Source organism: Streptomyces sp. NPDC087901, assembly GCF_044742205.1.
In the GTDB taxonomy this organism is placed as follows: Bacteria; Actinomycetota; Actinomycetes; order Streptomycetales; family Streptomycetaceae; genus Streptomyces.
Map to the genome: position 1 here is coordinate 543,523 of NZ_JBIUUC010000003.1, position 20,815 is coordinate 564,337.

General features: G+C 70.9%; 22 protein-coding genes and 3 tRNA genes. 7 read left to right on the forward strand and 18 right to left on the reverse strand.

Features of this window, described 5'->3' with window-relative positions; genetic code table 11:
- Window positions 1–36: 36 nt before the first annotated feature.
- Window positions 37–109: transfer RNA gene (locus ACIOEW_RS12090), tRNA-Met, on the reverse strand.
- Between the two features lie 46 nt (window positions 110–155).
- Window positions 156–228 (reverse strand) — tRNA-Thr (locus tag ACIOEW_RS12095).
- A 279-nt stretch (window positions 229–507) separates the two neighbouring features.
- Here ACIOEW_RS12095 and ACIOEW_RS12100 point away from each other — a divergent pair.
- A complete protein-coding gene (locus ACIOEW_RS12100; RefSeq protein WP_401963475.1) occupies window positions 508–1,785 on the forward strand; it encodes an amidohydrolase family protein in 1,278 nt (425 codons plus the stop codon).
- A gap of 34 nt (window positions 1,786–1,819) precedes the next feature.
- Window positions 1,820–2,476 (forward strand): SDR family oxidoreductase, encoded by a 657-nt coding sequence (locus ACIOEW_RS12105; protein ID WP_401963477.1) that lies wholly within the window; start codon window positions 1,820–1,822, stop codon window positions 2,474–2,476.
- A 79-nt stretch (window positions 2,477–2,555) separates the two neighbouring features.
- Here the strand turns inward: ACIOEW_RS12105 and ACIOEW_RS12110 are convergent, their stop codons facing one another.
- Together ACIOEW_RS12110 and ACIOEW_RS12115 are read right to left on the reverse strand one after the other, a co-directional pair.
- The gene (locus ACIOEW_RS12110) at window positions 2,556–3,005 is read right to left on the reverse strand and encodes a DUF523 domain-containing protein (protein WP_401963479.1); all 450 of its coding nucleotides are present in this window, start codon (window positions 3,003–3,005) and stop codon (window positions 2,556–2,558) included.
- 65 nt (window positions 3,006–3,070) lie between these two features.
- Window positions 3,071–3,152 (reverse strand) — tRNA-Tyr (locus tag ACIOEW_RS12115).
- A 213-nt stretch (window positions 3,153–3,365) separates the two neighbouring features.
- On the opposite strand from ACIOEW_RS12115, the gene ACIOEW_RS12120 reads away from it, so the two are divergent.
- The 3 genes from ACIOEW_RS12120 to ACIOEW_RS12130 all read left to right on the forward strand — a co-directional run bounded on the left by ACIOEW_RS12120 (window position 3,366) and on the right by ACIOEW_RS12130 (window position 5,236).
- A complete protein-coding gene (locus ACIOEW_RS12120; RefSeq protein WP_359078262.1) occupies window positions 3,366–3,854 on the forward strand; it encodes a YajQ family cyclic di-GMP-binding protein in 489 nt (162 codons plus the stop codon).
- Window positions 3,855–4,004: 150 nt separating this feature from the next.
- Complete coding sequence (locus tag ACIOEW_RS12125; RefSeq protein WP_401963481.1) at window positions 4,005–4,523, forward strand: methylated-DNA--[protein]-cysteine S-methyltransferase; 519 nt, start codon at window positions 4,005–4,007, stop codon at window positions 4,521–4,523.
- Complete coding sequence (locus tag ACIOEW_RS12130) at window positions 4,523–5,236, forward strand: alpha-ketoglutarate-dependent dioxygenase AlkB family protein (RefSeq protein WP_401963483.1); 714 nt, start codon at window positions 4,523–4,525, stop codon at window positions 5,234–5,236. The genes ACIOEW_RS12125 and ACIOEW_RS12130 overlap by 1 nt, the downstream gene beginning before the upstream one ends.
- On the opposite strand, the gene ACIOEW_RS12135 is transcribed toward ACIOEW_RS12130, so the two are convergent.
- From ACIOEW_RS12135 to ACIOEW_RS12200, 14 genes are all read right to left on the reverse strand, one after another.
- On the reverse strand, window positions 5,197–5,475 hold the full coding sequence (locus ACIOEW_RS12135; protein ID WP_362549957.1) for a GlsB/YeaQ/YmgE family stress response membrane protein: 279 nt from the start codon (window positions 5,473–5,475) through the stop codon (window positions 5,197–5,199). The two genes, ACIOEW_RS12130 and ACIOEW_RS12135, sit on opposite strands and share 40 nt — an antisense overlap.
- A gap of 111 nt (window positions 5,476–5,586) precedes the next feature.
- Entirely contained in the window at window positions 5,587–5,979 is a 393-nt protein-coding gene (locus ACIOEW_RS12140; RefSeq protein WP_350999256.1) for a YccF domain-containing protein, read from the reverse strand.
- The gene (gene htpX / locus ACIOEW_RS12145; RefSeq protein ID WP_401963485.1) at window positions 5,976–6,839 is read right to left on the reverse strand and encodes a zinc metalloprotease HtpX; all 864 of its coding nucleotides are present in this window, start codon (window positions 6,837–6,839) and stop codon (window positions 5,976–5,978) included. The genes ACIOEW_RS12140 and htpX overlap by 4 nt, the downstream gene beginning before the upstream one ends.
- A gap of 195 nt (window positions 6,840–7,034) precedes the next feature.
- Window positions 7,035–7,499 carry a large conductance mechanosensitive channel protein MscL gene (mscL, locus tag ACIOEW_RS12150; protein WP_362549963.1) on the reverse strand — a complete coding sequence of 155 codons (465 nt, stop codon included), beginning with the start codon at window positions 7,497–7,499 and terminating at the stop codon, window positions 7,035–7,037.
- A gap of 114 nt (window positions 7,500–7,613) precedes the next feature.
- Window positions 7,614–9,197 (reverse strand): NADH-quinone oxidoreductase subunit N, encoded by a 1,584-nt coding sequence (locus ACIOEW_RS12155; protein WP_401963487.1) that lies wholly within the window; start codon window positions 9,195–9,197, stop codon window positions 7,614–7,616.
- On the reverse strand, window positions 9,194–10,744 hold the full coding sequence (locus ACIOEW_RS12160; RefSeq protein ID WP_401963860.1) for a NuoM family protein: 1,551 nt from the start codon (window positions 10,742–10,744) through the stop codon (window positions 9,194–9,196). Before ACIOEW_RS12160 ends, ACIOEW_RS12155 begins: the two co-directional genes overlap by 4 nt.
- Window positions 10,745–10,771: 27 nt before the next feature.
- Window positions 10,772–12,772: an NADH-quinone oxidoreductase subunit L gene (locus ACIOEW_RS12165; protein ID WP_401963489.1), complete on the reverse strand. Its 2,001-nt coding sequence runs from the start codon at window positions 12,770–12,772 to the stop codon at window positions 10,772–10,774.
- Window positions 12,769–13,194 carry an NADH-quinone oxidoreductase subunit NuoK gene (gene nuoK, locus ACIOEW_RS12170; RefSeq protein WP_362549972.1) on the reverse strand — a complete coding sequence of 142 codons (426 nt, stop codon included), beginning with the start codon at window positions 13,192–13,194 and terminating at the stop codon, window positions 12,769–12,771. Before nuoK ends, ACIOEW_RS12165 begins: the two co-directional genes overlap by 4 nt.
- A complete protein-coding gene (locus tag ACIOEW_RS12175; protein ID WP_401963862.1) occupies window positions 13,194–13,859 on the reverse strand; it encodes an NADH-quinone oxidoreductase subunit J in 666 nt (221 codons plus the stop codon). Before ACIOEW_RS12175 ends, nuoK begins: the two co-directional genes overlap by 1 nt.
- A complete protein-coding gene (locus ACIOEW_RS12180; protein WP_401963864.1) occupies window positions 13,859–14,389 on the reverse strand; it encodes a 4Fe-4S binding protein in 531 nt (176 codons plus the stop codon). The genes ACIOEW_RS12175 and ACIOEW_RS12180 overlap by 1 nt, the downstream gene beginning before the upstream one ends.
- 77 nt (window positions 14,390–14,466) lie before the next feature.
- A complete protein-coding gene (locus ACIOEW_RS12185) occupies window positions 14,467–15,438 on the reverse strand; it encodes a complex I subunit 1 family protein (protein ID WP_362549975.1) in 972 nt (323 codons plus the stop codon).
- Window positions 15,435–16,568: an NADH-quinone oxidoreductase subunit C gene (locus ACIOEW_RS12190; RefSeq protein WP_401963491.1), complete on the reverse strand. Its 1,134-nt coding sequence runs from the start codon at window positions 16,566–16,568 to the stop codon at window positions 15,435–15,437. Before ACIOEW_RS12190 ends, ACIOEW_RS12185 begins: the two co-directional genes overlap by 4 nt.
- Window positions 16,565–17,299: an NADH-quinone oxidoreductase subunit B gene (locus ACIOEW_RS12195; protein WP_401963492.1), complete on the reverse strand. Its 735-nt coding sequence runs from the start codon at window positions 17,297–17,299 to the stop codon at window positions 16,565–16,567. Before ACIOEW_RS12195 ends, ACIOEW_RS12190 begins: the two co-directional genes overlap by 4 nt.
- Window positions 17,290–17,691 (reverse strand): NADH-quinone oxidoreductase subunit A, encoded by a 402-nt coding sequence (locus ACIOEW_RS12200; protein ID WP_401963866.1) that lies wholly within the window; start codon window positions 17,689–17,691, stop codon window positions 17,290–17,292. The genes ACIOEW_RS12195 and ACIOEW_RS12200 overlap by 10 nt, the downstream gene beginning before the upstream one ends.
- A 180-nt stretch (window positions 17,692–17,871) precedes the next feature.
- Here ACIOEW_RS12200 and ACIOEW_RS12205 point away from each other — a divergent pair, with 180 nt between their 5' ends.
- Together ACIOEW_RS12205 and ACIOEW_RS12210 are read left to right on the forward strand one after the other, a co-directional pair.
- The gene (locus ACIOEW_RS12205) at window positions 17,872–19,074 is read left to right on the forward strand and encodes a sensor histidine kinase (protein WP_401963494.1); all 1,203 of its coding nucleotides are present in this window, start codon (window positions 17,872–17,874) and stop codon (window positions 19,072–19,074) included.
- A 305-nt stretch (window positions 19,075–19,379) separates the two neighbouring features.
- On the forward strand, window positions 19,380–20,732 hold the full coding sequence (locus ACIOEW_RS12210) for a sensor histidine kinase (RefSeq protein ID WP_401963496.1): 1,353 nt from the start codon (window positions 19,380–19,382) through the stop codon (window positions 20,730–20,732).
- Window positions 20,733–20,815 lie beyond the last annotated feature (83 nt).

Below are 20,815 nucleotides of genomic sequence, written 5' to 3' on the forward strand. Positions count from 1 at the left end.
GATCGGAGGACCGACCCCACAATCGGCTACTGTTAGTAGCGGTGACCGGACTTGAACCGGTGACACAGCGATTATGAGCCGCTTGCTCTACCGACTGAGCTACACCGCTTTGATGACTGAGTCCCCCCGCCGAAGCGGGGTTTCCCCTTCACCAGAGCCCCAATGCGGAATCGAACCGCAGACCTTCTCCTTACCATGGAGACGCTCTACCGACTGAGCTATTGGGGCGAGCGATGAAGACATTACACGGTTGGTTGCCGATCGCCCAAATCCGTTTCGAAGCCCCATCCCGAGCCCTTGATCAGCACCGCTCCGGGACCCTGACCGGCACCGCCCCGAGCCCCTTGATCAGCCACTCGTCCACCACTGGCTCCATGCGTGAGGCTGAGCCCCCGCGCGCCATGGGACCGCGCCGGTACGACTATTTCGCTCCTCCTCGAACCTGACCGAGCACCCCCCTAGGCTCGACTCACTCTGTGTGATCTTGTCCCCCTTCCAGGAGCCGCGATGCCCGACAGTCAGCCGCGGCAGCCGGACGACCACGCGGCCGATGCCACCCGCGGCCAGGAGGGCTCCGCGCTGACGCTCTGCGGCGCCCGCCTCACCGACGGCCGCATCGTGGACGTACGGCTCGACGGCAGCCGCATCGAGGCCGTCGGCACCGCCGGCAGCCTCGTCGCCCCCGGCGCACGCGTGGACCTGCGCGGCCACCTGCTGCTCCCCGCCCCCGCCGAACCGCACGCCCACAGCGACACCGCGCTCACCGCCGACGGCGCCGGACCAGACGCCCCCGGCCCCCCCTCGCAGCACCCCGACGACATCCAGCGGCGCGCCACCGAGGCCGCGTTGCTGCAGCTCGGCCACGGCGCGACCGCCCTGCGCTCGCACGTACGGATCGGCGACATACAGGGCCTCGGCGCCCTCCAAGCCGTTCTGCAGGCCCGCCGCTCGCTGCGCGGGCTCGCCGATCTGACCGCCGTCGCCGTCCCCCGGCTGCTCACCGGCGTCGCGGGCGCCGGCAATCTGGCGATGCTCCGCGACGCGCTCAAAATGGGGGCCGGAGCCGTCGGCGGCTGCCCCGACCTGGATCCGGACCCGACGGGGTACGCGGAGGCCGTCCTGGAGGTCGCCGCCGAGCACGGCTGCCCCGTCGACCTGCACACGGACAGTGACGATCCGGCCCGGCTGGCCCGGTTCGCGGCGATGGCCGGCGGAATGCGGCAAGGGGTCTCCCTCGGGCCCTGTGCCGGCCTCTCCCGGCTTCCCGCGGAAGCCGCCGCCCGCGCCGCCGACCAGCTCGCCACAGCCGGTGTGACGGTGATCTGCCTCCCCCAGGGCGGCTGCTCCGGGGCCGAGCACCGGGGCACGGCTCCCGTACGGCTGCTGCGCGCGGCCGGGGTGCGGGTCGCAGCGGGCAGCGGAGCGCTGCGCGACCTCGCCAACCCGGTGGGACGCGGCGACCCGCTGGAGGCCGCCTTCCTGCTGGCCTCGCAGAGCGGGCTGCGGGCCGAGCAGGCCTACGCGGCGGTCTCCGCGGAGGCCAGACGCGCCATGGGACTGCCCGAGGTGAGGGTCGAGGCCGGCTTCCCCGCCGAGCTGCTCGCCGTACGCGGGGAACAGCTGACCGGGGTGCTCTCACTGGCGTACAGCCGGATCGTGGTGCACCGCGGCAGGGTGGTCGCCCGGACCAGTGCGGTGCGCGAGTACTGCGACTCGGAGACGGACGGCTCGTTCGGGCTGCCGCGCCAGGGCAGGCCGGATTCCGGGACCTGCGGCGGGCCTTGAGCGCGGCGGCGCTCACCGGCGTACCGTCGACTCCATGCGCATTGTCATCGCAGGTGGACATGGTCAGATCGCGCTGCGGCTGGAGCGGCTGCTCGCTGCGCGCGGGGATGAGGCGGTAGGCGTCATCCGCAACCCGCAGCAGAGCGAGGACCTCCGGGCGGCAGGCGCCGAACCCTTGGTCCTGGACCTCGAATCGGCCTCCGTGGAGCAGACCGCCGAAGTGCTGCGCGGCGCCGACGCGGTGGTCTTCGCGGCCGGTGCGGGCCCCGACAGCGGCACGAGCCGCAAGGACACCGTGGACCGTGGGGCCGCGGTGCTCTTCGCGGACGCGGCGCAGCAGGCGGGGGTGCGGCGCTACCTCGTGGTCTCATCCATGGGCGCCGATCCGGACCACCCGGGCGACGAGGTGTTCGACGTCTATCTGCGGGCCAAGGGGGCGGCGGACGCGTACGTGCGCTCCCGCCCGGCCCTCGACTGGACGATCCTGCGCCCCGGGATGCTGACCAACGACGCAGGCACCGGGCAGGTCCTGCTCGCCGCGTCGACCGGGCGCGGCCCGGTACCGCGCGACGACGTGGCGGCGGCACTCCTGGAGCTGCTGGACACCCCGGCCACGGCAGGGCTGACGCTGGAGATGATCTCGGGCAATGTGCCGGTGTCGGTCGCGGTGAAGGACATCGCGGGAAACTGACGCCGGGCAATGTGCCGGTGAGGGCCGTCGCGGGGGCAGTTCCCGTTCCCCGTCACCGGCCGTCCCGGTCAGTCCCCCTTCAGTCCCCCGTCGCGGGACGGACGGTAATGCCATGCCGCTCCAGCAGAGCAGCGGTGACCCCGTCGCCCTCGCGCAGCTCGCCGGCGAACGTACCGTCATAGACCGCCCCACGCCCGCACGAAGGGCTGCGGTCCATCAGCAGCGCCTCGGTGCAGCCTGCCCCGCGCGCGGCCTCCAGCGCCCGTCCGGCGCCGTCCACGAACGCCTCGGTGACATCGTGTCCGGTGTCGTCCACGACGCGCGCCCGGCCGTCCAGCACGTCGTGGCCGTCGCCGCCGATGATCTCGGCGGGACGGCGGGGCGTGGGCAGTCCCGCGGCGACCTCGGGGCAGAAGGCGACCGGCCGTCGCCCGCCGAGGGCGGCGGCCATCTCCGCGGAGGCCCTGCCCCGTCCGTCGAACCGGCAGGGAATCCCCCGCAGACACGCGCTGACCAGTACGGATTCCATGTTCACGCCCCTCGTCGCGGCACAACAGAGAAGGCCCCCGTCCGAAGAACGGGGGCCTTGCTATGTGGCGGCGCCAGGGTTCGAACCTGGGTAGGCTGAGCCGGCAGATTTACAGTCTGCTCCCTTTGGCCACTCGGGCACACCGCCAAGGGATGCTGCCGTGAGACCCGCCTTGCGGCGGCGCTCGGTGGCAACGACGTAAACGATACCTGATGCCCGGGGGTGCTACGCCACTGGATTGACCAGCGGCCTCGACGGGCGTGGGTGGCTAGGCTTGGTCGGCGGCGTGGTGCCTGCGGGCTCTGCGACCGCTCCTGTAAGCACTTCCTTTCCAGCACCCGATACAAGGAGCCACACGTCATGGCCGACTCCAGTTTCGACATCGTCTCGAAGGTCGAGCGGCAGGAGGTCGACAACGCCCTCAACCAGGCCGCCAAGGAGATCTCCCAGCGTTACGACTTCAAGGGCACCGGAGCGTCGATCTCCTGGTCCGGCGAGAAGATCCTGATGGAGGCGAGCGGCGAGGAGCGGGTCAAGGCGATCCTCGACATCTTCCAGTCCAAGCTGATCAAGCGCGGCATCTCGCTGAAGTCGCTGGACGCGGGCGAGCCGCAGCTGTCCGGCAAGGAGTACAAGCTGTTCTGCACGATCGAGGAAGGCATCTCCCAGGAGAACGCCAAGAAGGTCGCGAAGGTCATTCGCGACGAGGGCCCCAAGGGCGTCAAGGCTCAGGTCCAGGGCGACGAGCTGCGGGTCAGCTCGAAGAGCCGGGACGACCTGCAGGCCGTGCAGGCGCTGGTGAAGGGCCAGGACTTCGACTTCGACGTCCAGTTCGCGAACTACCGGTAGGACGCGGCGGTCCGGGTGCGGGGCGGAATACGCCGCTCCGCACCCGGACTGCATGTCCGAATACCGCCGGTCGTGGCGTTTCGGGCGACGCAGACTGGTCCGTGGCAGCCGGTGATGCGGCGGGCCGACGGACGAGGAGAGGGACGAGTCATGACCATGTACGCGACGGTCGACAGCCCGCTGGGCGAGCTGTTGCTGGTCGGCGAGAGGACCGCGGGGCCCGTCGGTTCCGCAGCGGGGATCGCTCTCGTCTCGCTCTCCCTGCCGGGCCAGAAGGGCGCGGCAGTCGTTCAGGACGGCTGGGTCCATGAGCCCGCGGCGTTCGGCGGGGTCGTCACGCAGCTGAGGGAGTACTTCGAGGGGCGGCGGACCCGCTTCGACCTCCTGTACGCCGACGGCCGCGGCACGGACTTCCAGCGCCGGGTGTGGGCCGCCCTGGACGGTGTTCCGTACGGGGAGACGGTGTCGTACGGACAGATCGCCGAGCGGGTCGGTTCCTCGGGGGCGGGGGTCCGGGCCGTGGGTACGGCGATCGGGCGCAATCCGCTGCTCGTCGTGCGGCCGTGCCACCGGGTGATCGGCGCGGACGGGGCGCTGCGGGGTTACGCCGGCGGCCTGGAGCGCAAGGAGCAGCTTCTGGGGCTTGAGGGTGCCCTGGCGGCAGGCTGATGACCGGGCTCTTCCCGAGGCCGCGGACCGTGGTCGCACCGGGTGCCGTTCACGTACCCGAGTGGTTGTCGGTCGCACAGCAGCGGGAGTTGGTGGCGGCGTGCCGTGAGTGGGCGCGCGGGCCCGTTCCACTGCGGCACACCGCGTTGCCGGGCGGCGGGGTGATGTCCGTGCGGACCGTGTGCCTGGGGTGGCACTGGCAGCCGTACCGGTACACCCGTACGGCGGACGACGTGAACGGCGCGCCGGTCGCCGCGTTTCCCGACTGGCTCGCGGAGTTGGGGCGGGCCGCGGTGGCGGAGGCGTACGGGCCGGATTTCCCGGTACGGACGTACGCACCCGACGCGGCGCTGATCAACTTCTATGACGACGCAGCCCGGATGGGCATGCATCAGGACAAGGACGAGCGGTCCGGTGCCCCCGTCGTGTCGCTCAACATCGGCGACACCTGTGTCTTCCGCTTCGGCAACACGGAGAGCCGGGGGCAGCCCTGGACGGACGTGGAGTTGGCCTCCGGGGACCTGTTCGTCTTCGGCGGGCCGTCTCGTCACGCGTTCCACGGAGTGCCGAGAATCCGTCCCGGAACGGCGGGTCCCGGGACGGGGATGCGCGGTGGCCGGCTCAATCTGACGCTGCGCGAGACGGGACTCGGCGTCCCGGAGGACGATGGACGTCAGCGGCGTTCGCGGGAGTTCCCGAACAACAGCCGGTAGCCGATCAGCAGGACGAGGGAACCGCCGATGGCGGAGACCCAGGTCGCCGGGTCGAAGAAGTCCTCGTTGTCGATCGTGCGGTCCAGGAAGCGTGTCGCTATCCAGCCGCCCAGGAAGGCGCCGACGATTCCGATGAGGGTGGTCCCCACGAGGCCGCCGGGGTCGCGGCCCGGCAGCAGGATCTTGGCGATGACGCCTGCGACAAGTCCAAGAATGATCCAGCCGATAACAATGGTCATGCGTGCGAACCTACCCGTCACTCGGTCTTGGAATCCAAGACGTTCGTGCCGGTCGGGCGGTTGCGGAGCCCGGGCTGTGAACTGTCTGTGCTCCGCCCGCCGTACGGGTGGCTACCAGCCGGCGAACTCGTCGTCGGTGCTGACGATCTCCTTGCCGAAAGGCATCAGTGAGACCGGGATCAGCTTGAAGTTGGCGATGCCCAGGGGGATGCCGATGATCGTGATGCACAGGGCGATGCCGGTGGTGATGTGACCGAGCGCCAGCCACCAGCCGGCGAGGACCAGCCAGAGCACGTTGCCGACGCACGAGGGTGCGCCCGCGTCCCGGCGGTCGACGACGCGGTGGCCGAAGGGCCACAGGGCGTAGAGCCCGATGCGGAAGGCCGCCAGGCCGAACGGGATACCGATGATCGTGATGCACAGCAGGAGTCCCGCGAGCAGGTAGCCGAGGAACATCCAGAAGCCGCACAGGACCAGCCAAATGACGTTCAGAATCGTCTTCACGGTCGATGACCTGCCATCTGCTCGAGTCGGGCGATGCGCTCGGCCATGGGCGGGTGGGTCGAGAACATCTTGGACATGCCCTGTCCGGGGCGGAACGGATTCGCGATCATCATGTGGCTCGCGGTCTCGATCCGGGGCTCGGGGGGCAGCGGGAGCCGTTTGGTGCCGTCGTCCAGCTTGCGCAGGGCGCTGGCCAGGGCCAGCGGGTCGCCGGTCAGCTGGGCACCCGAGGCGTCCGCCTCGTACTCACGGGAGCGGCTCACGGCCAATTGGATCACGGATGCAGCGAGCGGGCCCAGGATCATGATCAGGAGCATGCCGAGGATGCCGGGGCCCTCGTCGTCGTTGGATCGGCCGATCGGGATCAGCCAGGCGAAGTTGACCAGGAACATGACGACGGAGGCGAGTGCTCCGGCGACGGACGAGATCAGGATGTCGCGGTTGTAGACATGGCTGAGCTCATGGCCGAGGACGCCGCGCAGTTCCCGTTCGTCCAGGATCTGGAGGATGCCCTCGGTGCAGCAGACCGCGGCGTTGCGCGGGTTGCGGCCGGTCGCGAAGGCGTTGGGTGCCTGGGTCGGGGAGATGTAGAGCCGTGGCATGGGCTGGCGGGCCGCGGTGGAGAGCTCACGGACCATGCGGTAGAGCTGGGGCGCCTCGAACTCGCTCACCGGGCGGGCGCGCATGGCCCGCAGCGCCAGCTTGTCGCTGTTCCAGTAGGCGTAGGCGTTGGTGCCGAGGGCTACGAGGAGCGCGACGATCAGGCCCGTGCGTCCGAAGAAGCTGCCGATGACGATGATGAGTGCGGAGAGACCACCGAGGAGTACGGCGGTTCTCAGCCCGTTGTGCCGGCGGTGCACGGTACGCCCTCCAAGTGGTGCAGCAGGGGAACCCTTGCTTGGTGGTGCTCCACTCCCCAGTGGAGCCTCCCGTACTGGTCAACGCCAGGCGAGGAGAGCTAGTTCCCTTGTGCTCGCTGCCGCAGGGCCCGGCCCGTTCCGGGTGTTGGCACCGGAGCGGGCCGTAGGCCGTACGGGTGGAGACGTGCCGTCGGGTCAGCGCTGGACGGGCAGTTTCGCGAGCGCCAGGGCCTCGGGGTCGGGCTCGACCTCGCTGGTGCAGTGGCCGCAGCGGGAGGCGACGGCCGGGATCGCCGAGTAGCAGCGGGGGCAGTCGCGGAGGGCGGCCTTGATGTCGACCTCCTCCTGGTCCTTCTTGGCGGTGAAGCGGTCCTGGACCTTGGCCATGGGCATGACGACACAGAAGTAGAGGACCGCGGCGGTGATCAGGAAGGCGATCGCGGCGCTGACGAAGAGGCCGTAGGGGAAGGTCACCCCGTCGAACTTGAAGTGCGCCTTGCTGAAGTCGCCGGTGCCGCGGGTGATGATGCCGATCAGCGGCACGATGAACGCGTTGCTGAACCCGGTGACGACCGCGGTGAACGCCGCTCCGACGGCGAGGCCGATCGCCATGGAGATCACGTTTCCGCGAAGGATGAAGTCCTTGAACCCGTTCAGCACTGCTTCTGACTCCTCTGTTGTGATGTGAAGGTTGTATGCGCCGCGCGCGGGCATGACCTTGCCCTGTGCGGACCGCCGGGGGCAAACCGATCTTGGAGTCGTCGGAACAGGGCGTCAGAACAGGTTGACGCCGGCGAACCGGAGGACGGTCTGCGGGGCGCCCGACAGGGCGATGCCGGCGACGGCGGTGAGGACGATCGCGACGGTGAGCGGTGCCGGGGTGCGGTGGCGGGTGTGGGGCTGCTCCGTACCGTCATCGGCGGGGCTGCGGAACAGGGCCGCGGTCCACTGGAGGTAGTAGTAGAGCGCGATCACGACGTTCACCGCCATGACGACGGCGAGCCAGCCGAGTCCGGCGTCGACGGCTGCGGAGAAGACCGTGACCTTGGCGAAGAGTCCGATGATGCCCGGCGGGAGTCCTGCCAGGCAGAGCAGGAAGAAGCCCATCGCGAGGGCGGCGAGCGGGCGGGTGGCGTACAGACCGCGGTAGTCGGCGAGGCGATTGCCGGGGTGGGTACGGGCGACGAGGGCGGCCACCGCGAACGCGCCTAGGTTCACGACGGCGTACATCAGGGCGTACGCGACGGTGGAGCCGATCTGGCGGTCTCCGGCGTACGCGGCCGCGGCGATCGGCACCAGGAGGTAGCCGGCCTGGGCGACGGACGACCAGGCGAGCAGGCGTACGGCGCTGCGGGCTCGGGTGGGGCTCTGGCGCAGCGCCGCGACGTTGCCGACGGTCATGGTCAGTGCGGCGAGGACTGCGAGGGCGGGGCCCCAGACGTCCGCGTACAAGGGGAAGGCGACCACGGTGACGAGGATGAGGCCGGAGAAGCCGACCGCCTTGCCGACGACCGAGAGGTAGGCGGCGATCGGCAGAGGGGCGCCGACGTAGGTGTCGGGGACCCAGAAGTGGAACGGCGCGGCGGCGGTCTTGAAGGCGAAGCCGACGAGGGTGAGGGCGACGCCCGCCTCGGCGAGGGTGGAGAGCTGTCCGGGGACGTCGTCGAGGCGGGTGGCGATCTCCGTGAGGTGGAGGGTGCCGGTCGCCGCGTACACGAAGCTGACGCCGAGGAGCATCACGGCGGTCGCGACGACGGAGGAGAGGAAGAACTTCAGCGCGGCCTCGGAGGAGCGCCGGTCGCCGCGCTTGATGCCGACGAGGGCGAAGGCGGGCAGCGAGGCGACTTCGAGGGCGACGACGAGCGTGGCGAGGTCGCGGGCGGCGGGCAGGAGAGCGGCGCCTGCGGCGGAGGAGAGCAGCAGGAACCAGAACTCGCCGGCCGGCAGCTTACGGGTGTCGCCGATGGAGAGCAGCGCGGTGAGCAGGGCGCCGCCGAGTACGAGGGCCTGGATCACCAGGGTGAAGTGGTCGGCGGTGTAGCTGCAGGCGCGGGTGCCGGTGGTGAGGCAGAAGGTGGAGCGGTCGCCTTCGTGCAGCGGAATGATGAGCGCGAGCGCGGCGACGAGTCCGGCGATGGCGCCGTAGCCGAGGAGCGGCTTGCGCGCCGCGGGGACGAAGAGGTCGGCGACCAGTACGACGAGGGCGACGACCGCGACGGTGACCGGGGGCGCGATCGCGAGCCAGTCGACGGACTGGACGAGGCTGGTGACGCTGCTCTCGGCCGCCGACTGGACGAGACCGGTGCTCTCGGCCGCCGACTGGACGAAGCCGGTGGTGCTCTCGGCCGCTGTGGTCACGACTTGCCTCCTGCGAGGAGCTTCTGCACGGCCGGGTCGGTGAGGCCGAGGAGGACGGCGGGCCACAGTCCGGCGAGGACGGTGAGGGCCGCCAGGGGTGTCCAGGCGGCGAATTCGTAGCTCTGGACGTCGGCGATCGGGTGCGGTTCCTCACGCTTGGCGCCCATGCAGACGCGGCGGACGACCACGAGCAGATACGCGGCGGTGAGCAGGGTGCCGAACGCGGCGATGGACATGAAGGTCAGGAAGGCCGGGCGGCTCAGTCCTTCGGCGGGGTCGAAGGCGCCGAACAGGGCGAGCATCTCGCCCCAGAATCCGGCGAGTCCGGGCAGGCCGAGAGAGGCGATCGCGGCGAACGCGAGGAGGCCGCCGAGGCGGGGCGCGCGGCCGTAGAGGGCGGCGCCGGTGGCTCCGGCGAGGGTGTCGAGGTCTGCGGTGCCGTACCGGTCCTTGACCGCGCCGACCAGGAAGAACAGCAGGCCGGTGATGAGTCCGTGGGCGATGTTGGCGAAGAGCGCGCCGTTGACGCCGGTGGGGGTCATGCTCGCGATGCCGAGCAGGACGAAGCCCATGTGGCCGACGGAGGAGTACGCGATCAGCCGCTTCAGGTCGCCTTTGGCGCCGGGCCGGGCGAGGGCCAGGCAGGCGAGCGATCCGTAGATGATGCCGACGACCGCGAACGCCGCGAGGTAGGGCGCGAAGGTGTGCATGCCGTCGGGGGCGATCGGGAGCAGGATCCGGACGAATCCGTACGTGCCCATCTTCAGCATGACGCCCGCGAGGAGGACGGACCCGACGGTCGGGGCGGCGGTGTGGGCGTCGGGGAGCCAGCTGTGCAGCGGCCACATCGGCGTCTTGACCGCGAGCCCGATGCCGATCGCGAGAACGGCGATGACCTGCACGGACGAGGTGAGGCCGCGGCCGTTGTCAGTGGCGAGTGCCACCATGTCGAAGGTGCCGCTCTTCAGTCCGATGAGGAGCAGGCCCAGCAGCATGACGACCGAGCCGAGCAGTGTGTAGAGGATGAACTTCCAGGCGGCTGCCTGCTTCTGCGCACCGCCCCAGCGGGCGATGAGGAAGTACATCGGGATGAGCACCATCTCGAACGCCAGGAAGAACAGCAGCAGATCGAGGACGGCGAAGGTAGCGAGGGTGCCGGACTCCAGGACGAGGATGAGGGCGACGAAGGCCTTCGGGGAGGGGCCTTCCGGCAGCTTGAAGTAGCTGTAGAGCGCGCAGAGGAAGGTCAGCAGCGCGGTCAGTACGAGGAGGGGGAGCGAGATGCCGTCGATGCCCAGATGGATGCGGACGTCGAGCGCCGGGATCCAGCTGATGTCGGTGGTGGCCTGCATCTTCGACGGGTGGTCGTGGTCGAAGCCGGCGGCCAGCACGATCGCCGCGATAAGGATCACGCCGGTGACGGTCACGCCGTGGCGGAGCACGGCCTGGTCCGGGTTCCTGCCCTTCAGCCCGGGCGGGGCCGGGAGCAGAGCGGCGACGGCTCCGAGGAGCGGGGCGACGACGATGAACGCCAGAAGGAACTGCATCACGGATGCGCTGATATCGATCACGGCTCACGACCCGGCGTTGACGTTGGCGAAGACGACGGCGGCGACCGCCAGGACCAGCGAACCGGCGAGCAGCGCGCTGAGGTAGGTCTGCACGTTGCCGGTCTGCGCGCGGCGGACGGCGGTGCCGAGCCAGCGTGCGCCGGTGGCGGAGCCGCGTACGTAGGTCTCGACGACCTCGCGGTCCAGGAAGCGGACGAGGCTCGCCGCGGCCTGAACGGGGCGGACGAACAGGGCCGCGTACAGGGCGTCCAGATGGAAGCCGGTGGCCGCGTGGCGGTGGAGCGGGCCGAGCAGCAGGCGGCCGGGGTCGGCCGGGTCGGGGGCGTCACCGGCGGTTCCGTAGGCGGCGGTGTGGCTCTCCATGGCTTCGACCTCGACGAGGGCGGGTTCCGCGTCGGGGTGCGCGACGACCGAGCCCATGGGGGTGCGGGCGGCAAGTGCTGTGGTGTGGCGCCAGGCTCCGTAGGTGACGAGGCCGCCGACGAGTCCGACGCCGGTGGACAGTACGGCGGTGGTCAGCGACGGGGTGAGGCTGTGGCCGTCGAACCAGTCGGTGATCACGCCGACGGTCAGGCCGAAGGCCATGGTGGGGACGGCCAGTACCCACAGGACCGAGGTCATGGCGACGGGCTGCCTGCCGTGGTCGGGGGCTTCGGCACCGCGGCCGCGGAAGGCGAGGAGCCACAGACGGGTGGCGTACGCGGCGGTGAGCACGGCGGCCAGGAGGCCGGCGACGAGAACGGTCCAGCCGGCGGCGGCCGGGGCGACGTGCCGGTCACCGAGTGCGGTGTGCTCGGCGGCGACGAGGACGGCTTCCTTGGAGAAGAAGCCGGCGAACGGCGGGATGGCGGCCAGCGCGAGGAGGGCGACCGTCATCGTCCAGTAGGCGTCGGGGATGCGCTTGGCCAGGCCGCCCATGCGGGACATGGCGGCCAGTGAGTTGGTGCCGGCGGCGTGGATGACGACGCCCGCTGCGAGGAAGAGGACCGCCTTGAACGCACCGTGCGAGATGAGGTGGAAGACGGCGGCGCCGCGGTCCCCGACGGCCAGGGCTCCGGACATGTAGCCGAGCTGGCCGATGGTCGAGTACGCGAGGACGCGTTTGATGTCGTCCTGGGCGAGGGCGGCGAGTCCGGAGCCGATCATCGTGACGGCTGCCATCACGGCGAGGACGACGAGGGCGGCACCGGACTCGGCGAAGACGGGGAGGAGCCGGGCCACGAAGTAGATACCGGCGGCGACCATCGTCGCCGCGTGGATCAGCGCGGAGACGGGGGTGGGGCCGGCCATGGCGTCGGGCAGCCAGGTGTGGAGCGGGAACTGCGCGGACTTGCCGGCGACACCGGCGAGGAGGAGCAGGGCGATCAGGGTGGGGTGATCGAGTCCGCCGTGGGCGACGGCACCCAGGATGCCGGTGATGCGGAAGGTGCCGGTGTCGGCGGCGAGGGCGAACAGGCCGATGAGGAAGGGGACGTCGCCGAGCTTGGTGACCAGGAAGGCCTTGAGGGAGGCGGCGCGTGCCTCGGGCGTCTCCCAGTAGTGGCCGACCAGGAAGTACGAGCAGATGCCCATGATCTCCCAGCCGACCAGGAGCACCATCAGGTCGCCGGAGTAGACGACGAGCAGCATCGCGGAGGTGAAGAGGGAGACGAGGGCCGCGTACGAGGGATAGCGGGGGTCGTCGCGCAGATACGCGGTCGAGTAGATCTGCACGCAGCTCGCGACGAGGGTGACCAGGACGGCGACCAGGACGGCGAAGCCGTCGAGGTGCAGCGCGAGGTCGATCGGGACCGATCCGGTGGGGGTGAGCTGGGTCGAGGCGTCGATGGCCGGCCCGCCGCCCTGGCGTGCGGCGACGACTGCGGCGACGACGAGGGAGGCGAAGGAGGGCAGCACGGCGAGCGGGCGGACGAAGCCCGGTGCGGTGCGGCCGAGGAGGAGGCCGGCCGCCGCGCCCAGGAACGGGAGAAGGGGGACGAGGGCGGCGAGGGTCGTGGTGGTCACGCGGTGGCCTCTGCCTTCTTTGCCTTCCCTGCCGGAGCAGTGGCCTGGTCTTCGGTGCCGTTGCCGGTGCCTGTGTGGTCGTCACTGTCGCCGTCCGGGACCGTCTCGGCGTCGTCGGTCTCGGCGGTGTCGCGGAGGCGGTCGATGTCGGAGCTGCCGCGGTTGCGGTACACGGCGAGGACGATCGCCAGGCCGATGCCGATCTCCGCCGCCGCGATGGCGATGGTGAACAGGGTGAGGGCCTGGCCGGAGTGCAGGGCGTCGCGGAGCCAGACGTCGAAGGCGACGAGGTTGAGGTTGACGGCGTTGAGCATCAGCTCGACGGACATCAGGACGAGGATCGCGTTGCGGCGGGCGAGCACTCCGTACAGCCCGGTGCAGAAGAGGAGGGCGGCGAGCACGGCGGGATAGGCGAGGTGCATCAGCTCTTGTCCTCTCGGCTCATGTTCTTCCGGCCCGCGCTCTCCGGGCTCGCCTTCTTCCGGCCCGCGTTCTCCGGGCTCGCCTGCTCCCGGCCCTTGCGGGACAGGACGATCGCGCCGACGAGTGCGGCGAGCAGGAGAACGGAGAGGGCTTCGAAGGGGAGCACCCAGTGCCGGAAGAGGAAGGAGCCGGTGGCCTCGGTGGAGCCCTGGGCCGGCCCGTCAAGCTCGATCCAGGTGGTCCGGAAGGCGTCCACGACGACCCAGACGAGAGTTCCGGCCGCGGCTGCGGCGACCGCCAGGGCGGCCCACCGGTTCTCCGAATCGGCGTCCGGGGAGCGGCCGATGGGGGCCCGGGTGAGCATCAGGCCGAACAGAAGGAGGACGACCACGGAGCCGACGTAGATCAGTACCTGCACCCAGGCGATGAACTCCGCGGTGAGCAGGAGGTACTCGACGGCGAGACCGCCGAGCGCCACGATCAGCCAGAGGGCGGCATGCACCAGCTGCCTGGTCGTGACCGTCACGAGGGCTGCGCCGAGGGTGGCGATGCCGACGAGGACGAAGGCGATCTCGACCCCGGTCGGGGAGAGGAAGCCGGGGTGGCTCGCGGCGGCGAGGACGGGGCCGGAGGTGGCGCCGAGTGCGGTGCCGGCGGCGGTGATCACGCCTGTCCTTCCTGGTCCGTCGGGGCGGGCGGGGCGGCCTCGGCCGCTGCTTCCTGTTCGCGCTGGGTACGGAGCTTGTCCGCCGCCTTGCGGGCGGCGGCGATCTCCTTCGGCTCCTCGGCAGCCGGGTCGAGGGCCGGCGGCTCCGGAACCGTCCACATCCAGTCGCGCAGTTTGTCGCGCTCATGGGTGAGTTCGAGGATGTCCGTCTCCGCGTACTCGAACTCCGGCGACCAGAACAGCGCGTCGAACGGGCACACCTCGATGCAGATACCGCAGTACATACAGAGGGAGAAGTCGATCGCGAAGCGGTCCAGCACGTTGCGGCTGCGCTCGCGGCCTCCCTGGACCGCAGCGGGCACGGTCTCCTTGTGGGAGTCGATGTAGATGCACCAGTCCGGGCACTCGCGTGCGCAGAGCATGCAGACGGTGCAGTTCTCCTCGAACAACGCGATGACGCCACGGGAGCGGGGCGGGAGTTCGGGCTGCACGTCCGGGTACTGGGCGGTGACGGTCTTCTTCGTCATCGTCCGCAGGGTGACGGCGAGGCCCTTGGCCAGGCCTGCGCCGGGGATGCGGGGCCGGGAGGGCGGGGGTGATGCGGTCACTGGTTGATCGCCACCTTCACGATGCCGGTGAGCGCGATCTGCGCGAGAGCGAGCGGGATGAGTGTGGTCCAGGCGAGCTTCTGGAGCTGGTCCTCGCGCAGTCGCGGATAGCTGACACGCAGCCATATGACGACGAAGGCGAGGATGCCGGTCTTCAGGAGCGTCCAGACCCAGCCGAGTCCGTCGGCGCCCAGCGGTCCGTGCCAGCCGCCCAGGAAGAGGACGGTGGTGAGTCCGCACAGCACGACGATGCCCGCGTACTCGGCGAGCAGGAAGAGCGCGAAGCGGAGTCCGGTGTACTCGGTGTACGCGCCGAAGATGATCTCCGAGTCGGCGACCGGCATGTCGAAGGGCGGGCGCTGGAGTTCGGCGAGTCCGGCCACGAAGAAGACCAGGGCACCGACGATCTGCCAGGGCAGCCACCACCACTCGAAGGCGTTGAGGATGCCGGGGAGGGAGACGGTGCCGGCCGCCATCGCCACGGAGGCGGCGGCGAGCAGCATGGGCAGCTCGTACGCGAGCAGTTGCGCGGCGGTACGGAGGCCGCCGAGCAGCGAGAACTTGTTGGCGGATGCCCAGCCCGCCATGAGGGAGCCGAGCACGCCGACGCCCATCACGGCGAGCACGAAGAAGATGCCCGCGTCGACGACCTGGCCGACCGCCCCCTCACCGGGCCCGATCGGGATCGCGACGAGAACGAGGAGGTACGGAAGCAGCGCGACGGCGGGCGCGATCTGGAAGACCCGGCGGTCGGCCTCGGCCGGGACGATGTCTTCCTTCTGCGCGAACTTCACGCCGTCCGCGACGAGCTGGGCCCAGCCGTGGAAGCCGCCTGCGTACATGGGGCCGAGGCGGCCCTGCATGTGGGCCATCACCTTGTGCTCGGCCTGGCCCACGACGAGCGGGACGACCATGAACACGGCGAAGACGATGACGAGGCGAAGGGCGACGTCCAGTACGTCGTTCACTCGGAATCGCCTCCGGTCGGGGGCTCGGGGCGCTCGGGGGGCATGGGTGGCTCGGGGGGCCTGGGTGGCTGCTCGGTGGGAGGCTCAGGCGTCGGCGCGGGTTCCGGGTCAGGCGTCGGCGCGGGTTCCGGGTCAGGCGTCGGCGCGGGTTCCGGGTCAGGCGCGTTGCCGGTCGGGGCGTCGTCGGACGGGGCGTCGTCGAATGCCGGGCGGGCGTCGTGCCACGGCGCTTCCGGGGTCCTCGGCGCGGACGGGGCCGCCGCCTGGGAGTCCTTCGGCTCCTCGCCCGAGGGCGTGGGGGGCGTTGGGGACACCGCGGGCGTCGGGGGCACCGGCGTCTGCTGGCTGGTCGAGCCCTGGGACGCGGTGCGGGTGCGGCGTGCGGGCGCCGTCCGGGGTGCCGGCTCGGTGTCCGTGGCCTCGGTCGGTGCCGCCGGCGGCTGCTGGGCCGCCGAGCCTTCGCTCGCGCTGCGGGTGCGGCGGGCCGGGCGGTCGCCCGCGGGCCTGGCCGCGCGCGCCGGGCGGGCGGGGGCCGGCGGGAGCTGGCCCTTCAGGGGGCCCCACTCGTTCGGGTCGGGCACACCGGGCGGCAGCATCGTGCGGCGCTTCGGGCCGCCGTGCTCCGACTCGCCCGGCTCCTTGGCACCCGGCCAGGCCTTCGCCACGCGCGCCGCGAGGACGAAGTCCTTGCGCAGGGGGTGGCCCTCGAAGCCCTCGGGCAGCAGCAGCGGGACCAGGTGCGGGTGGCCCTCGAAAGCGATGCCGAACATCTCGTGGGTCTCGCGCTCGTGCCAGGCGGCGCCCGCGTACACGTCGATCGCGGTGGGCAGTACGGCCGCCTCGTGCGGCACGGTCGTGCGGACCAGTAGCCGCCGGACACTGCCGCCCGCGGCCGGCAGCGCGGCGACATGGGCGCAGACCCGGAAGCCGGTGCCCGGTTCGTCCACGGCGCTCAGCCAGTCGAAGTAGGTGCAGCCGAGCTCGCCGCGCGCCGTTTCGAGGGCGGCGATCCAGGAGGCGGCGGGCACGTCGACGGTCAGCAGTTCGTACGCCTGCTCCGCCGTGGCGTCCTCGCCGAAGAGCTCGGTGACGGCGTCCGGCAGCTGGTCGTACTTCTCGGCGGCGGTCACTTCCCCTCCTCCCCCGACGAACCCGACGAACCCGGGGCGGACGGCGCGGGCGGGGCAGGCGGGGTAGGCGGTGCGGACGGTGCGGGCGACGAACCCGGCACGGGCGGTGCGGCGACCAGTCCGCTGCGCAGTGCGGCGGTGGAGGGGCGGCTGCCGCCGCCGGTCGCGTAGCGCTCGCCCAGCGACTCGCGCGCGATCTTCTCCTGAAGTTTGAGAATGCCCTGGAGCAGGGCCTCCGGCCGGGGCGGGCAGCCGGGCACGTAGACGTCGACCGGGATGATCTGGTCGACGCCCTTCGTCACGGAGTACGAGTCCCAGTACGGGCCACCGCAGTTGGAGCAGGCGCCGAAGGAGATGACGTACTTCGGCTCGGGCATCTGCTCGTACAGCCGCTTCACCGCGGGCGCCATCTTGTCCGTCACCGTGCCGGAGACGATCATGAGGTCGGCCTGGCGGGGGCCCGGGGCGAAGGGGATCACGCCGAGCCGGATGAAGTCGTGGCGCGCCATGGAGGCGGCGATGAATTCGATGGCGCAGCAGGCGAGTCCGAAGTTGAAGACCCAGAGGCTGTAGCGGCGGCCCCAGTTGAGGACCACCTTCATCGGCTCGGGCGCGAGCCGGGACAGCACGCCCAGGCGCTTCGGCTCCGGGAGGAACGTGGGTACGGGTTCGGCGTCCGCCTCCGGGCCGGGGTGCGGGTGGCCGGAGGACGACGGGCTCGTCACGTCCATTCGAGGACGCCCTTCTTCCATGCGTAGAGCAGTCCCACGGCCAGGAAACCGAGGAAGATGAACATTTCCACCAGCGTCGTCGCGCCGTATCCGGGCGCGGCGAAGACGGTCGCCCACGGGAACAGGAAGATCGAGTCGACGGCGAAGATCACGTACAGGAAGGCGTAGACGTAGTAGCGGACCTGGGTGTGTGCCCAGCCCTCTCCCACGGGGTCCACGCCGCATTCGTAGGTGAGGAGCTTCTCCGGCGTCGGCACCACGGGACGCAGCAGCCGGCCGGCTCCGAAGGCGACGGCGACGAACAGCACGCCGATCACCGCGAGCAGTCCGACCACCGAGTAGCCGCGGAAGTAGTCCGACGCGAGAACGGTCGATCCCGGCAGGTCCGTCACGTCCGTCACGTCCGCCCCCTCGCTCCCTCGAAACCTGTCCGACGATCTGTACGCACGGGAGTCTAGGCCCTGTAAAGGGACGGTAAGCAGTTGCGTCGGGCAACTGGTAGGGATATCCCTACTTCGCCCCCACCCACGAGCCCCATGGCGTCGTGGGGCCGGGCCCGGCAGGCTGGACGTATGACCATGAGCCCCCAGGTACCCGACCACGACGGGCCGCCTCCTGTCCGCTTCGCCTACGACCGGTGGACGTGGAAGGAGATCGCCCATCTCCTCTCCAATCTCCCGATGGCAATCGCCGGATTCGTCTACACCGTGCTGATGGTCGCCATCGGTGTGGGGCTGGCGGTCACGGTGATCGGTCTGCCGCTGCTGGCGCTGGGACTCCAGGGTGCCCGGCTGCTGGGGCGGGCCGAGCGGGGCCGGGCGCGGGGGCTGCTCGGGCTGCGGATCGACGAGCCGAGTCCGATATCCCGGGTCACCCGGGAGGACGGGTTCTTCACGTGGCTGTGGTCGAGCCTCAAGGACCCGGTCGGCTGGCGTGCGGTGCTGTACTCCTTCATGCGACTGCCGTGGGGGGTGGTCACGTTCGTGGTGACGCTGGTGAGCCTCTTCGTCCTGTGGCCCGTACTCCCCTATACGGCGCGGTTCCTGACCAACGCCGACCGCGGCATGGTGCGGGGGCTGTTGTCCCCCTCCGACGAGCTGGAGCGCCGGATCGCCGAGCTGGAGTCGGACCGCGGTGTGGTCGTCGACACGGCCGCCGCCGACCTGCGCCGCATCGAGCGCGATCTGCACGACGGGGCACAGGCCCGGCTCGTGGCCCTCGCCATGGGGCTGGGGCTGGCGAAGGAGAAGCTGACGGACGACCCGGAGGCCGCGGCCAGGATGGTCGACGAGGCGCACGGCGAGGTGAAGGTGGCCCTTCAGGAGCTGCGTGACCTCGCCCGTGGCATCCACCCGGCCGTCCTCACCGACCGCGGACTGGACGCCGCCCTGTCCGCCATCGCCTCCCGCTGCACCGTCCCGGTCACCGTGGGGGTGGATCTGCCGGGGCGGCCGGCGCAGGCCATCGAGGGCATCGCCTACTTCACCGTCTCCGAACTCCTGCAGAACGTCAGCAAGCACGCCCGCGCCACCCGCGCATCGGTCGACGTGTGGCGCGCGGCGGACCGGCTGCTGATCCAGGTCACCGACGACGGCCGGGGCGGGGCCTCGATGGACGGCGGTACGGGGATGGCGGGGCTCGCCGAGCGGCTGGGGGCCGTCGACGGGCAGTTCGTCCTCGACTCCCCGGCCGGCGGCCCGACGACCGTCACCGCCGAGCTGCCCTGGCGCGATCGGGAGAGCGAGAAGACCGTGGCCGGCGCCCCTGCTGCCTGACTCCGGCAGCCGACGGGACGGGGTGGGGTGGGGAAAACCCCCGGCCGAAGAGGGATACCGCCCTCATGGTGCGGGGGCGCTCGGCCCAGCAGTCTTGAAGCAGGCACACGGCACGCGGCGCGGCAGACTCGCAGACGCAGCCGCACCACGCCGACGCACCGCACAGACGCACCACCCAGACGTAGCCGCACACGCAGACCCACCACACAGACGCACACGCAGACGCACACGCAGACGTACACACCAGACGCACCACGCAGAAGCAGACGCAACAGAAGCAGACGTGGAAGAAACGGACGGAACCCATGGCCACGGCATACGGACCGGACACACGGGACCCCCAGCGGCAGGGAAGCGGACCGGGGGACCACGCGACGAAGCACGTCCTGCCGGCGGTGCTGCGTGCCCCCTTCGAGGCGCGGACCTGGCGCGAGTTCGTCTATCTGATGCTGAGCCTGCCGATCAGCATCGTGCTGTTCGTCTTCGCGGTCACCATGACCTCGGTGGGCGCCGGACTGCTCATCACCTTCCTGGGGATCCCCGTCCTGGCCGCGGGCCTGACCATGTGCCGCGGCTTCGGTGTGCTGGAGCGGGCCCGGGCGCGTGGTCTGCTGGGGCTCGACGTGGCTGATCCCGCACCGGTACGGGGCAGGACCGGCGGTCCGATGTCATGGATGGGGGCGGTCCTGAAGAGCGGGGTGTCCTGGCGGCACCTGCTCTACACGCTGCTGCACTTCCCGTGGGCGGTCTTCGCGTTCGGCGTCTCACTGACCCTGTGGGCGTGGGGCTGGGCGGCCCTCACGTACCCGTTGTGGCACTGGGTCTTCCCTGCCTACGCGGGGGTCGACGGGGTTCAGCTGTACGGCGACGCCAACCACCGGGTCTACCTGGACTCGTCCGTCGAGCTTGCTCTGACCAGCGCCTTCGGTCTGGTGTTCGTCCTGGTCACGCCGTGGATCATGCGCGGTCTGACCTCGGTGGACCGGCTGATGGTGGCCGGTCTGCTGGGCCCGTCGCGGCTGGCGACGCGTGTCACGGAGCTGGAGTCGGACCGCGGTGTGGTCGTCGACACGGCCGCCGCGGACCTGCGCCGCATCGAGCGGGACCTCCACGACGGGGCGCAGGCCCGGCTCGTGGCCCTCGCCATGGATCTGGGGCTGGCGAAGGAGAAGCTGACCGCCGATCCGGAGGCCGCGGCCAAGATGGTCGACGAGGCCCACGGTGAGGTGAAGGTCGCTCTCCAGGAGTTGCGCGACCTGGCCCGTGGCATCCACCCCGCCGTCCTCACCGACCGCGGCCTCGACGCCGCGCTCTCCGCCATCGCCTCCCGCTGCACCGTCCCCGTCACGGTCGAGGTCGACCTGTCGTCCCGTCCCGCGCAGGCCATCGAGGGCATTGCCTACTTCACCGTCTCCGAACTCCTGCAGAACGTCAGCAAGCACGCCCGCGCCACCCGCGCATCGGTCGACGTGTGGAGGTCGGCGGACCGGCTGATGCTCCAGGTCAGCGACAACGGGCGCGGCGGCGCCGACCTGACGTCGGGCAGCGGTCTGGCCGGTCTGACCGAGCGGCTGGACGCGGTGGACGGGATCCTCGTCGTCGAGTCCCCCGCGGGCGGCCCGACGAAGGTCACGGCCGAGCTGCCCTGGCGCGGCTGAGCCTCCGGCTCCTCTCCCCGAAACCCGGCCGCCGGGCGGACCCGTACACCGGGCCGCCCGGCGGCCGGGCGTTCCGCCCGGGG